General features: G+C 73.4%; 10 protein-coding genes, 1 tRNA gene and 1 riboswitch. Of the genes, 2 read left to right on the forward strand and 9 right to left on the reverse strand.

What is annotated here, in order from left to right:
• Positions 1–1266, reverse strand: coding sequence for an AI-2E family transporter (locus tag H9624_RS08165; RefSeq protein WP_251839405.1), 1266 nt, complete (start codon positions 1264–1266; stop codon positions 1–3).
• Positions 1267–1592: 326 nt separating this feature from the next.
• On the opposite strand from H9624_RS08165, the gene H9624_RS08170 reads away from it, so the two are divergent.
• Positions 1593–1678 (forward strand) — tRNA-Leu (locus tag H9624_RS08170).
• Between the two features lie 92 nt (positions 1679–1770).
• On the opposite strand, the gene H9624_RS08175 is transcribed toward H9624_RS08170, so the two are convergent.
• Together H9624_RS08175 and H9624_RS08180 are read right to left on the reverse strand one after the other, a co-directional pair.
• Positions 1771–2622 (reverse strand): MBL fold metallo-hydrolase, encoded by an 852-nt coding sequence (locus tag H9624_RS08175; protein ID WP_251839406.1) that lies wholly within the window; start codon positions 2620–2622, stop codon positions 1771–1773.
• A 94-nt stretch (positions 2623–2716) separates the two neighbouring features.
• Entirely contained in the window at positions 2717–4282 is a 1566-nt protein-coding gene (locus H9624_RS08180; protein WP_251839407.1) for a cation:proton antiporter, read from the reverse strand.
• 167 nt (positions 4283–4449) lie between these two features.
• Between H9624_RS08180 and H9624_RS08185 the strand changes: the two genes are divergently transcribed.
• Positions 4450–6528: a peptidoglycan recognition protein family protein gene (locus H9624_RS08185; RefSeq protein ID WP_251839408.1), complete on the forward strand. Its 2079-nt coding sequence runs from the start codon at positions 4450–4452 to the stop codon at positions 6526–6528.
• Between the two features lie 2 nt (positions 6529–6530).
• On the opposite strand, the gene H9624_RS08190 is transcribed toward H9624_RS08185, so the two are convergent.
• From H9624_RS08190 to H9624_RS08215, 6 genes are all read right to left on the reverse strand, one after another.
• On the reverse strand, positions 6531–7316 hold the full coding sequence (locus H9624_RS08190) for an energy-coupling factor transporter transmembrane component T family protein (protein WP_251839409.1): 786 nt from the start codon (positions 7314–7316) through the stop codon (positions 6531–6533).
• Positions 7313–9037: an ABC transporter ATP-binding protein gene (locus H9624_RS08195; protein WP_251839410.1), complete on the reverse strand. Its 1725-nt coding sequence runs from the start codon at positions 9035–9037 to the stop codon at positions 7313–7315. The genes H9624_RS08190 and H9624_RS08195 overlap by 4 nt, the downstream gene beginning before the upstream one ends.
• Positions 9030–9644 (reverse strand): ECF transporter S component, encoded by a 615-nt coding sequence (locus H9624_RS08200; protein WP_307784946.1) that lies wholly within the window; start codon positions 9642–9644, stop codon positions 9030–9032. The genes H9624_RS08195 and H9624_RS08200 overlap by 8 nt, the downstream gene beginning before the upstream one ends.
• Entirely contained in the window at positions 9641–10318 is a 678-nt protein-coding gene (locus tag H9624_RS08205) for a YkoF family thiamine/hydroxymethylpyrimidine-binding protein (RefSeq protein WP_251839411.1), read from the reverse strand. Before H9624_RS08205 ends, H9624_RS08200 begins: the two co-directional genes overlap by 4 nt.
• A gap of 47 nt (positions 10319–10365) precedes the next feature.
• A riboswitch (TPP riboswitch) is annotated at positions 10366–10473 on the reverse strand.
• A gap of 51 nt (positions 10474–10524) precedes the next feature.
• Positions 10525–11967, reverse strand: a complete 1443-nt coding sequence (locus H9624_RS08210; RefSeq protein ID WP_251839412.1) for an alanine/glycine:cation symporter family protein — start codon at positions 11965–11967, stop codon at positions 10525–10527.
• Positions 11968–12060: 93 nt separating this feature from the next.
• Positions 12061–12792 (reverse strand): TSUP family transporter, encoded by a 732-nt coding sequence (locus H9624_RS08215; protein WP_251839413.1) that lies wholly within the window; start codon positions 12790–12792, stop codon positions 12061–12063.
• Positions 12793–12815: the final 23 nt, after the last annotated feature.

Below are 12815 nucleotides of genomic sequence, written 5' to 3' on the forward strand. Positions count from 1 at the left end.
TCAGCCCCGCACGCCGCCGACGCTCGGCCGGCCCTCGGCGACCTCGTCGTCGGCGCCGCGCTCGTTGTGCCGCTGGCGACGGCGCTGGACGCCCTCGGCGATGCCGCGAGGGTCGGGCATGTCGCCCTCGACGGGCGGGTCGGGTTCGTGCAGCGCGGAGTAGACCGCCCAGAGGACGGCCAGGATCGGGATGGCGATGATGGCGCCGAGCAGGCCCGCCAGGAAGGTGCCCGCCGTGACGCCGAGCGCGACGACGACCGGGTGCAGCGAGACCTGCCGGCCCATGACGAGCGGCTGGAGGAGGTGGCCCTCGATCTGCCCGATGAGCGCGATGCCGATCGTCACGACGAGCGCGTCGACGATGCCGCCGGCGGCCAGCGCGACGACGGCCGCGATGACCATCGCGGCCGGGGCCCCGATGAGCGGGATGAAGGCGCCGATGAAGACGAGCACCGCGAGGGGGGCGGCGAGCGGCACCCCGACGATGGCGAGGAGGATGAAGGCGAGCACGCCGTCGGCGAAGGCGATGATGACCGTGCCGCGCGCGTAGCCGGCGAAGGTGTACCAGCCCGAGCTCGCGGCCCGGTGGACGTTCTCCCGGGACCGGGCCGGCAGCTGGTTGATGAACCAGCGCCACATGTCCCCGCCGCGCAGGAGGAAGAACACCGTGACGAAGATGCTCAGCGCGAGCACGGTGAAGATGAGGGCGACGGCGCCGGCGTTGCTCAGCACCTGGCCGGCGAGCGTGCCGGCGTTCTGCGACACGTAGTCCTGGGCCTCCGCGACGAGCCCGTTGATCCAGTCGTAGATCTCGGCCTGGGTGAAGTGGATGGGCAGCGGCCCCGTCTCGAGGAACTCGAAGATGTCGTCGATGCCCTGGCCGAACTGGTCGGCGAGGTCCTCCCACTGCCCGGCCACCGAGGTGATGACGTAGGTGAAGATGCCGGCGACGACGGCCAGTGAGCCCAGCATGGCGACGGCGGTGGCCAGGGCGCGTGGCATCACGCGAGCGAGAGCGCTCACCACCGGGTAGAGGACGGAGGTGATGACGAGAGCCACGAAGACGGCGATGAACACCGCCTGGATGCGCGTCGTCGCGAAGACGGCCATCGCCACGACGATGACGATCCCGATGAGCAGCCACGCCATGAGGCCGTAGCGGCGCAGCCACCTGGGGACGTCGAAGGGGTCGCGCTCGGCGTGCATCGCCCGTTCCGGCATGCGGCGCACCGACACCCGCGCCGCCGACGACGACGCGCGAGGCATCCGTGCGGCACGTGCCAGGCTCCGGTCGACCGGCGACGGTGCGCGGCCGCTCGCGGGCGGGCCACCTGGCTCCGGTCGGCGGGTGCGGACCTTGCCGAAAAGCCTCATCCGGGCGGCCTCCTCGTGTGCTCGACGTGCCCAGTGTGGCGCACCGCGCGCCCCTCAGCCCGACGACACGGCCAACCCTCGGTGGGGGCGCGCAGGTCGCCGGTCGTGGCGCTCGCCACACTCCGCCCGGAACGGCCGCCCGGGTTCGAAACGGCCCTCGCGGCCGTGCTATCTTTTGGGACGTCGCCAGCGGCCGCGGTTGCTGGAGGACACCACTCGTCCGGGTGGCGGAATAGGTAGACGCGCTAGCTTGAGGTGCTAGTGCCCGTATTAGGGCGTGGGGGTTCAAGTCCCCCCTCGGACACAGGCAAGGCCCGCAGGATCTCTGATCCAGCGGGCCTTTCTGCATGCGGCGTGCGCGACGACGGGCCATCGGGCCAGGCGCCGGGCGGCCCCTCAGGTCAGGTCGTCGTGCTCGCCGCTGACCCACTCGACGTACCGCTGCGCAGAGCGCTCGACCACCTCACCGGCTCCCGCGGGGACGACCCCGCGGAAGTTGTTGTAGAGCCGGTCGAAGTCGAGCTGCGCCACCTGGTCGGCGATCCGCCGGACGACGGCCGCAGACAGCGGGATGCGGTTGGGGTAGCTGCGCAGGAAGCTGACGGTCCGTCCCTCGGGGCCGGGGAAGATGCCGTCGCCCGAGAGCAGGACGCCACTCCCGTCGGCGCCGGTGAACAGCGCGACCGTGCTGCCGGGGAAGTGGCCACCGATCTGCTCGAGACGGACGCCCGGCAGGACGTCGTGGGCCTCGTCCCACAGCCGCACCGCCGGCGCGTGGAGGGGGAGGAAGGACGCGTCGGCGCGGGCGACGAGGATCGGCGCGTCGGCGAAGGCGCGGCTGTACAGCGACTGCACGCCGTACATGTGTGGGTGGCTCGCGACGATGGCCGCGAGTCCACCGCGGGACTCGATGGCCGCCACGGCGCCGTCGTCGATGAGGCCGGGGACGTCGAACAGGACGTTGCCGTGGTCGGTGACGACGAGCTTGCCGGTCTGCCCGATGCCGACCGAGGGCTCGGTCCCGATCCCGAGCAGCCCCGGCTCGAGCTCCTCGACCACTGTCCGGTGCCCGGCCTCGAGGAGCCGGCCCACGGTGGTCCATGCCTGACCGCTGCGCGGCACCCACTGCCGCTCGTCGTCGCAGATGACGCACACGTCGGGCAGCGGTCCCCGTCCGTGCTCGACGGCGCAGGTGGCGCAGACGACGTGGTCCGCGGCGTCACGCAGGATGGTGCTCCGGTCACTCATACCGATGTCCCCGTCTCCTCGATGAGTGTCGTGCGGCGAGGGTAGCGCTCCCGCGGGAGCGCGGGGGGCGACTTTCGGCGACGCGCCGGACCCGTCAGCGGCGGCTGCGCAGGTCGAGCTCACGCAGCACCCGGTCGGCGACCTCGGGGTCGACGCCGGCCTCGTTGCGCGCGCGCACGACCTCGTCACGCGCCACGCGGAAGGCGTCGGCCTGGAGCGCCGTGGCGACCTTGCGCCGCTTCCGGAACTCCTTGATCCGGTCGCTGTACTCGTGCGGGAGCTCCCCGGCGACGGCGTCGTCGAGCTGACCGAGCGCCTGCTCGATCCGCGCCGCCGCCTCCTCGGGCAGCTCCCCGGACCGGCTCTGCGCCCGCAGGTGTGCCACGGCCGCCCGGCTGGCTCGCGCGATGAGCTCACGCTCGGCCCGCTGCTCCGCCTCGTGGGCACCCTGCACACCGAGCACCCGCACCAGGGTCGGCAGGGTGAGGGCCGGCAGGACGAGCGTGACGAGGACGACGGCGGCAGCGATGACGAGGATCTCGGGGCGGGACTCCAGTGGTCCGTCTGCCCCGACCGTGGGGATGGCGAGCGCGAGGGCGAGGGTGGCCAGACCGCGCATCCCGCCCCAGGTGAGGATGAGGGACTCCTGCCAGGTCCGCGGCGCCACCCACGGGTCGCGCGCCCGGCGGTGGAGGGCGAGCAGCAGGAGCAGCCACAGCGCCCGGACCCCGACGACGACCGCGCAGACGATCGCCGCGTGACCGACCATGCGACCGAGCTCGGGGCCGGCCTCGGCGACCACCTGGTACAGCTCGACCCCGATGAGGCCGAAGGCCACCCCCGTGACGAGCAGCTCGACGACGTCCCAGAACGCCCGTCCGGTGAGCCGGTCCTCGACGTCGTCGCCGCCCCGCCTGCTGGCGGTCTGGACCGCCGCCACGACGACGGCGACCACACCGGACGCGTGCAGCTCCTCGGCGAGGATGTAGACCGCGAAGGGCAGGACGAGCGTGATGGCGTTGCGCCCGGCGACGTCGGCGACGTGGTCCGACAGCCATCCGCCGGCCGTCGCAGCCGCGAGACCGATGACGACGGCGAGGACGAGTCCCAGGGCGAACTCACCGAGGACGTCGACACCGAAGGGTCGGCCGGTCTGCGTCGCGCCGATGGCCGCGGTGAAGACGACGATCGCGACGGCGTCGTTGAACAGCCCCTCGCTCTGGAGCGTCGTGGTGAGCCGCCGGGGGATGCCCACCGGCCCGGCGATCGCCTCGACCGCCACCGGGTCGGGCGGCGCGACGGCGGCACCGATCGCGATCGCCGCCGCGACCGTCATCCCCGGCACGACGGCGAGCGCGGTCCCCGCGACGGCGGCGATCGTGATCGTCGTCAGCACGAGGGCCAGCCCGACGACGGCGCGCCACCGGCCGCGCAGCAGTGACCAGGACGTGCGCTGCGCCGTGGCGTACAGGAGCGGCGGCAGGAAGAGCGGCAGGATGAGGTGCGGGTCGATGGACACCTCGCGCCACGCGGGGACGAGGCCCACGAGCGTGGCCATGACGACCATGAGTGCCGGCCACGGCAGCCGCAGCTTCTCCCCGACGCCCACGAGCACGATGGCGCCGAGCATGAGGACGATGACCAGCACGAGAAGGTCCATCGGCACAGGTTAGTGACCCGGCGGGGTGACGGGGCCCGCGCTCGGGTGTGACTGGTGTGACGGATGTGACAGCCGCCGACTCTTAAAACATGGTCGACACCTGCCGATACTGCTGGGGACGCCTCCGTGCGCTCACCACCTCCCGCAACCCGGAAGTTCGTCTTTCCATGCCACTGTTCAGGGCTGTCCGCCCCACGCTCGTCGTCACTTCACTGGTCCTGGCGGGCACGATCCCCGCCGCGGCCGGCGCCACCAGCCAGGAGGAGCCGGTCACCGTCGTCGCCCTGACCTCCGCGGACGGCGGCCTCACGGGCCTCGCCGACGAGGGCCTGCAGCCGCTCCAGCAGAGCACCCGCTCCATGCGCGCGCAGTCGGTGCCAAACCCCGACGGCGTCGCCGTCCTCACCGCCCCCATCGCTACCGACGAGTTCTACGTCGCGGGCGTCACCTGGGACGGCGCGGACGCCCTCCCGCAGGACGCCGCCGTCTTCATCCGCGTGATGGAGGGTGGCGCGTGGCAGGACTGGGCCCAGCTCGAGGTCGAGAGCGCGGCCGACGAGCCGGGCGCCACCGGAGGGACGGAGCCCTACATCGCCGCGGGTGCCGAGGCCGTCCAGGTGCAGATCACCGGGGACGCGCAGCGGCTGCCCGCGAACGTGCGGCTCAGCCTCACGCCCGAGTGGCCGGGGGAGGAGGAGGTCGTGCTCGAGGAGGACGCCCCCGTCGCCGAGCTCGCACCGGCCACGGACCCGCTCGCACCCGTGCCGGCGGCCCTGCCCTTCCAGCAGCAGCCCGCGCGCGCCTCCGCGGCCCCGGCCGCCCAGGCCACCGTCGCGCAGGCCGCGACCACCACACGTGCCGCCGTGTCCGTCCCTCGGCCCTCGATCACCAGCCGCGCCGGCTGGGGGGCGAACGAGTCACAGATGACGTGGCGCCCCTCCTACGCCGACCTGCGCGCCACCGTCATCCACCACACGGCGGGCACCAACAACTACACCCAGGCCCAGAGCCCCAGCATCGTCCGGGGCATCTACAGCTACCACGCCATCACCCGTGGGTGGGGCGACATCGGCTACAACTTCCTTATCGACAAGTGGGGACGGATCTACGAGGGCCGGAGCGGCTCGCTGGCCTCGCCCACCGGGAAGATGCCCGTTGGCGCGCACGCGGCCCCGTTCAACACGGGCACCGTGGGGCTCAGTGTCATGGGCGACTACACCAAGGTCGGCGTCCCGAGCGCCGCGATGAACGCCATGGCCGACATCCTCGCGTGGCAGTTCGGACGCGCGGGCCTCACGGCGACGGCGAGCTCCGGCATGGTCTCGCCGGGCACCTCGGCGCGTCCCAAGGGCCAGACCCTGGGCCGGGTCTTCGCCCACCGCGACGTCTCCGCCACCGCCTGCCCCGGCAACGACATCTACTCCCGCATGGGCTGGCTGGCCCGGGCCGCCGACCAGCGCGTCGACTCCGCCACCCCCGCCCCGGCCCCGAAGCCGACGCCGACCCCCGCGCCGACGACCCCGGCCAAGCCCGCGCCGCCCGCGACGATCACGGACCCGCTCAAGCACACCGCCATGGTCTACCTCAACAACGACTGGACCCCGTGGTCGAGCGTCCACTTCGCCCTCGGGGACAAGCGCTCGGAGGTCTTCGTCGGCGACTGGGACGGTGACGGCACCGACACGCTCGCCATCCGCAAGGGCAACACCTTCTACGTCTACGGCCGCAACGCCGCCGGCTCCCTCCAGTCGGTGGTCCAGTACGGCCGCGCGAACGACGAGGTGCTCGTGGGCGACTGGGACGGCGACGGCACCGACACCTTCGCGGTGCGCCGTGGCAAGACCTTCCACGTGAAGAACACGGTCTCCTCCGGCGACGCAGACCACGTCTTCGTCTACGGGCGCACCGGCGACGAGGTGCTCGTGGGGGACTGGGACACCGACGGCGAGGACACTTTCGCGGTGCGCCGCCAGAACGTCTTCCACGTGAAGAACCGCATCACCGGCGGGCCGGCCGACACGGTCATCACCTACGGCCGCGCCGGCGACCGCGTCCTCGTGGGCGACTGGGACGGCGACGGCGTGGACACCTTCGCCGTCCGGCGCGGCATCGCCTACCACGTGAAGAACCGCATCACCGGCGGGCCGGCGGACCTCGTCCTCAACTACGGGCGGCGCAACGACGTCGTCCTCGTCGGGGACTGGAACGGCGACGGCACCGACACGCTCGGGGTCCACCGGCCCTGACCTCAGCCGAGCAGGGCGGCCGGGCCGCGCAGCACCCCCAGCCACGCGCTGGCGAGCAGGACGGCGCCGACGACGCCGAGCACGCCGGCCGCCAGCGCCCAGTCGGCGCGGGTGACGGTGACCGGCCGCCACGTCGTGCGGGGACTGAGCCCGAGACCGCGCGACTCCAGTGACTGCGCCATCCGCTCCCCGCGCCGCACGGTGACGACGAGCAGCGTGAAGATCACGCGGCCCACGTGGCGTGGGCCGCGTGGTGGGCGGCCGCCGCGTCCGAGCGGCGCCCGTACGGCGTGGGCGTGCTGGATGGTCGACCACTCGCGGGGCATGTCCTGGAGCAGGCGGTACCCGGCGAGCACGGCGTAGGCGACCCGGGGGCTGAGCCGGGCGTTCTGCCGCAGGCTGTGCATGAGGGCCACGGCGTCGGTCGACAGGAGGAAGCCGGCCGCGAGCACCCCGATGAGCAGGGTGCGGATCGCCAGCGCGCCACCCACCGACAGGCCCTCGGCCGTCACCCGCAGCACCCCCGCCTGCCACAGCACCTCACCGGGACGGCTGAGCACGTTGACGACGAGGACCCCGAGGGCGAAGGCCGCGAAGGGCACGTGCGCGAGCAGCAGCGTCCGGGGCGTCGCGCTCGTCGTCGTCGCGACACCGATGACGGCGAGCAGGTAGAGGACGGCCGGCGTCAGCGGGTCGAGGACGAACATCACCACGAGTGAGACGACGAAGACGATCCCGAGCTTGACCGTCGGGTTGCGCCGGTCGAGCGGGGGAGCGGCCGCGCTCATCGCACGGCCTCGGTGCGCGGGGACGGCGCCCCCACCGCGGCGTCGAGGGCGAGCAGGGCGCGGCGGACCGCCGCCGGCTCGCCGACCTCCTCCAGCAACCAGGCGACCAGCGGCGGCAGGGTGAGGCCGCCGCGGCGCCGGACCTCGGCGTCCCCGAGCACGGGGACCGTGGGGCCGTCGGCGACCACGCCGCCGTCGCCGAGGACGACGACGCGGTCCGCCACCGTCACCACGGTCCGCAGGTCGTGGCTCGAGACGACGACGGCGCGGCCCCCGTCGGCAGCGGCCCGCAGCGCCGTCGTCGTCGCGATGGTGTCCCGGCGGTCCAGACCGAGCGTCGGCTCGTCGGCGAGGAGGCAGGGCCGCTCGTGGGCGAGCATCGCCGCGAGGCTGAGGCGGCGCTTCTCCCCGCCGGAGAGCCGGAAGGGGCTCTGCGCGGCGAGGTGCTCGAGGCGGTGCGCGCGCAGCTGCCGGCGCACCACCTCGTCCACCTCGTCCACCGCGCCGGTGAGGCCGTGGGCGACCTCCTCGGCGACGGTGTGCGCGACGAACTGGTGCTCGGCGTTCTGGAACACCATCCCCGCCCGCTCGCCCTCCACGCTCCCGGCCGCCGGCGCCAGGAGACCGGCGAGCGTGAGGAGCAAGGAGGTCTTGCCCACCCCGTTGCGGCCGAGCAGCGCGACCACCTCGCCGGCGCGCAGCTCGAGGTCGATGCCGGCCAGCGGCGGGGGCGGGCCGGCGGGTCCGGGCGCGCGGCGCCGTCGGCGGAGCGGGGGGTGCCGCGAGACGGCGAGCCCACGCGTGCGGAGCACGACGTCGCCGACCGGTGGGTCGGCCGGCACCCCGCCGTCGGGTGCCTGCGCGAGCTGTCGGAGCAGGTCCTGGGCCGCCGGGGAGGCGAGACCGCCGTCGCCCCCGCTGAGGGCGCGCAGCTCGGCGTCCAGCGGGAGCCAGCACCCCGCTCTCAGCAGCGCTCCCGCGTGCTCGCGCAGGATCTGCCCGGTGGCGCCGTCGGCGAGGACGCGTCCGCCCTCGTCGAGCACGACGGCGCGCCCCGGCAGCGCACCCGCCCCGCCGTCACCGGCGAGCTCGTCGAGCCGGTGCTCCACGAGGACGACTGTCGTGCCCGGCCGGGTCCACGCCGCGCCGAGGGCGCGCCGCACGTCCGCCACCCCGGCCGGGTCGAGCATCGAGGTCGGCTCGTCGAGGAGCAGGACGTCGGGATCGGTGACGAGGGCTGCCGCCAGCGCCACCCGCTGCGCCTCCCCGCCGGAGAGCTCGCCGGTGACCCGCTCCCGCAGGTGCACGGCGCCCACGGCCGCGAGCGCGGAGTCGAGCCGCGGCCCGATCTCCGCCGGGTCGGTCGCGCGGTTCTCCAGGGGCAGGGCCAGCTCCTGGTCGACCGTCGGCAGGCAGACCGCCGCGGCCGGGTCCTGGGCGACGACCGCGACGTGGCGGGACAGCTCCACGACGGCCGCGTCGGTCGTGCGGGTGCCGGCGACGGTCACCTCACCGTCCAGCCGCGCCGCCACGGTGTGCGGCACGACGCCGGTGAGGCAGTGCAGGACGGTCGACTTGCCCGAGCCCGACGGCCCGAGCAGCAGGAGGTGCTCGCCGGCTCGCAGCCGCAGGTCGATGTCGCTGAGGACCGGGGCCGCACGGCGCGGGACCGTGACGGACACGCCGTCGAGCACCACCGGGTCGGCGGGGTGCTCAGGCACGGGCGCTCGCCTCCCGCCCGATCGCGAAGTTGTCGACGACGCCGGTCCGCGCGAGGGCGTCGACGACCACCTTGGCGAGCAGCCCGCCGAGCACGGCGCCGGAGAGGAGCTGGAGCACCAGACGCAGGGCGAAGACGTCCTGGCCGTACCAGCCGGCGGAGAACGCGACGTAGAAGAAGACGAGACCGGCGCCGAACAGCCCGGAGGCCGCGAAGACCGCCCACCCGAACCGGCGGTACCGGGTCAGGGCGAATGCGAGCTCGCTGCCCGCGCCCTGGATCGCCGCGGCGATCACCAGGCTCGGGCCGACCGGGGAGCCGAGGAAGACCACCTCGACGACCGAGGCGATGACCTCGGCCGCCACGCCGGCGCCCGGACGTCGGACGATCGCGAGGACGATGGGCGCGACGATCAGCCAGCCCCCGAAGAGGACGTGCTGGGCGAGGTCGCCGGCCGGCCCCATGAGGATCGCCAGCCCGTTCCACGCCTGGACGAGGACCCAGTACACGAAGCCGAAGACCACCCCGAGGACGACCATGAGCATGAGGTCCTTGAGCTCCCAGAACGGGGCGCGGGCACGGCTCGGTGCCGGCAGCGCGCCGCTCACTGGGCCGCCCCCGCGGTCGGGGAGCCGACCGACACGGTGAGGTGCGAGACGACGTGGGGGATCTCGGTGCCGACCAGGGCCCACGCACTGATGGCGGTGGCCAGCACCTCGGCCACATCCCCGTTGAGGCGCGTGGCGTAGTGCGTGGCGGAGGTGGCCGTCCCGCGCCGCTGGGCGGCCTCGATGGCGGCCTTGATGAGCGGCATGTGGTCGGCACCGTCCGACGTGCCCTCCAGCAGCGGGTACAGCGCCCAGTGCGCGACGGCGGGGATCCCCGTCGCCTCGACGTCCACCGGCGCCGCGCTCGGCAGCTCGGTGGTGGTGACGTCGCAGCTGCGCACGCACGGGCAGCCCCGTGAGAGCAGGATGTGGGCGACGACGTGCCCGCCGTCGCTGCGGCGGGTGGCTGCCGCGATCACTCCGGTGAGGTAGCGCGCCAGGCGCTCCTCGGCGGGAGTCTCACGGACACCCACGTAGGTGCTGACCTCGTCGGTCTCGATCGTCAGGCCGTCGGTGAGGCCGGCCGTTTCGACGTCGTCGAGCGCCCCGACGATCACCTCGACGAAGTCGTCGCAGTGGGGGTGGATGCTCACGCGCGCCCCGATGCCGTGCTCCTGCGGGCTTGGCACACGGGCGGTGTCGTGGGTGGTGGCGGTCTGCTGGGTGGTGCTCATCTGGGCCCTCTCAGGCCCCAGGGGTACCTCGAAGCCCCACCGACGACATGTCGGCGGGTGCCCTGCTCCCTACGCCGGTACGAACCGGATCAGGTTGACGGGTCTGCGGACCTTCCGCACTCTCAGCGCCTGCTGGCGCTCCCCGGGGGTTGTGGCCCGAGCGTAGACAGCGCGCAGCAGCGGTGTCCACCTCGTCCCACGCCCGGTCACCGGGTGGCGACCTCGCCGGCGAAGGGGTGCGGGGAGAAGACCCGGACCTCCTCGGTGGTGGCGGTGAGCGCCGGGTCGTTGGCGAGGTAGTTCTTCGTCTCCCGCACCACCAGGCCGGAGAGGATGACGAGGCCGATGAGGTTGGGGATGGCCATGAGGCCGTTCATGACGTCGGAGAAGTTCCACACCGCCTCGAGGGACACGGTGCAGCCGACGTAGACGACGAGGGAGAAGACCACGCGGTAGGGCATGACGCCGCGGCGCCCGACGAGCCGCTCGATGCAGCGCTCCCCGTAGTAGGCCCAGCCGAGCACCGTCGAGAAGGCGAACATCGCCAGGGCGACCGTCACGATGTAGTGGCCCCAGTCGCCGGGCAAGCCGTGGGAGAAGGCCTCGCCCGTCATCGTGGCCGCGCCGTCCTCACCGGTGTCCCACACCCCGGTCGTGACGATGACCAGGCCCGTGAAGGTGACGACGACGATCGTGTCGATGAAGGTCTGGGTCATCGACACGAGCGCCTGGCGCACGGGGTGGGAGGTCTTGGCCGCCGCTGCCGCGATCGCGGCCGACCCCATGCCGGACTCGTTGGAGAACATGCCGCGGGCGGCGCCCATCTGGACGGCGATGATGATCGTCGAGCCCACGAAGCCGCCGGTGGCGGCGGTACCGCTGAACGCGTCGGTGAAGATGAGGGCGATCGCGGCGGGCAGGTCGGTGACGTTGACGATGAGGATGAACAGCGCACCGAGGACGTAGGAGACGATCATGATCGGCACGAAGCCGGCCGTGACGCGCCCGATCGACTTGATGCCCCCGACGAGGACGATGAGCGCGAAGACGCTGAGCACGACGCCCGTGACCCACGGCGGGACGCCGAAGGAGCGGTCGAGGTTGCTCGCCACCGAGTTGCCCTGGGTCATGTTGCCGATGCCGAAGGAGGCGATGATGGCGGCGACGGTGAACGCGAGGCCGAGCACCTTGCCCAGCGGGCCGCGGATGCCGCGCTCGAGGTAGTACTGCGGGCCACCGGACTTCTCCCCGGCCGCGTCGGTGCGGCGGTAGTAGACGCCCAGGAAGGCCTCGGTGTACTTCGAGGCCATGCCCACGAGGCCGGTGATCCACATCCAGAAGAGCGCCCCGGGGCCACCGATGGCGATGGCCGTGGCGACGCCGACGATGTTGCCGGTCCCGACGGTCGCGGCCAGGGCGGTGGTGAGCGCCTGGAACTGGGAGACGTCGCCGTCGTCGGCGCCCACGTCGCGGCGCTTGATGATGCCGAGGCGGAGCGCGGCGCCGAGCTTGCGGAACTGCAGGCCGCGCAGTCGGATCGAGAGGAAGAGACCGACGCCGAAGAGCAGCGGGATGAGGACGAAGGGGCCCCAGACCACTCCGGAGACCTCTCCGAAGAACTCGCTGAGGTCGGCGCCGAGCTGGTCCATGTGATCTCCCCGGGACGTCGTGCGGCAGGTGGCTGGGCGCCACTGTGCCACGGGTCACAGACATCGGTGGTGATCTTGCCCGGGCGAGTTGCGTCAGGTGACGGCGAGGACCCCGCGGACGAGGGTCGCCGTCGCCCCGAGGACGACGACGGCGACGGCGACCCGTCGCGCCGTCGCCGCGGGCACGTGGCGGGCCACCCGGCCCCCGACGAGGACGCCCACCGGCACGGCGGCGACCGCGGCGACGACGAGCGGCCACCCGGGCAGCCCGCCCGCGGCGGCGCCGGTCACCGTCTTCGTCAGCAGCGAGACCAGACCCATGGTGAGGAAGATCGGTTGGAGCGTGGCGGCGAAGGCCCGCTGCGGCCAGCTGGTGGCCTGGGCGTAGATGAGGACGGCGGGCCCGCCGACGCCCACCGCGGTGTTGAGGAAGCCACCGGTGAGCCCTGCGACGGGTGCCGCGGCGCGGCCGAGGTCGGGCAGCTGCCAGGACAGCGCCATCGGGGCGAGGGCGACGAGGAGCGCGGCACCGATGACCACCTCCAGCCAGCCGGCGTCGGCGGCGCGGACGAGCAGCGCCGCCGGCACCGAGCCGACGACGATCGTCGGGGCGATGCGGAGGAAGCGCGGCCAGTCGATGTCGGCGCGCATGACCACGGTGAGGGCGAGCGCCGAGACGACCGTCGTGATGTTGGTGAGGACCACCCCGGCCACCGGGCCGATGAGCAGCACGAAGGTGGGGGAGACGACGAGGCCGGTGCCCATGCCGCTCGTGCGCTGGAGCACCGCGCCGAGCACGACGGCGCCCAGCACGGCAGCGAGCACCCAGACCTCCACGTCCCCGTCCG

It is taken from the genome of Oceanitalea stevensii (genome assembly GCF_014837105.1).
GTDB lineage: Bacteria > Actinomycetota > Actinomycetes > Actinomycetales > Actinomycetaceae > Oceanitalea > Oceanitalea stevensii.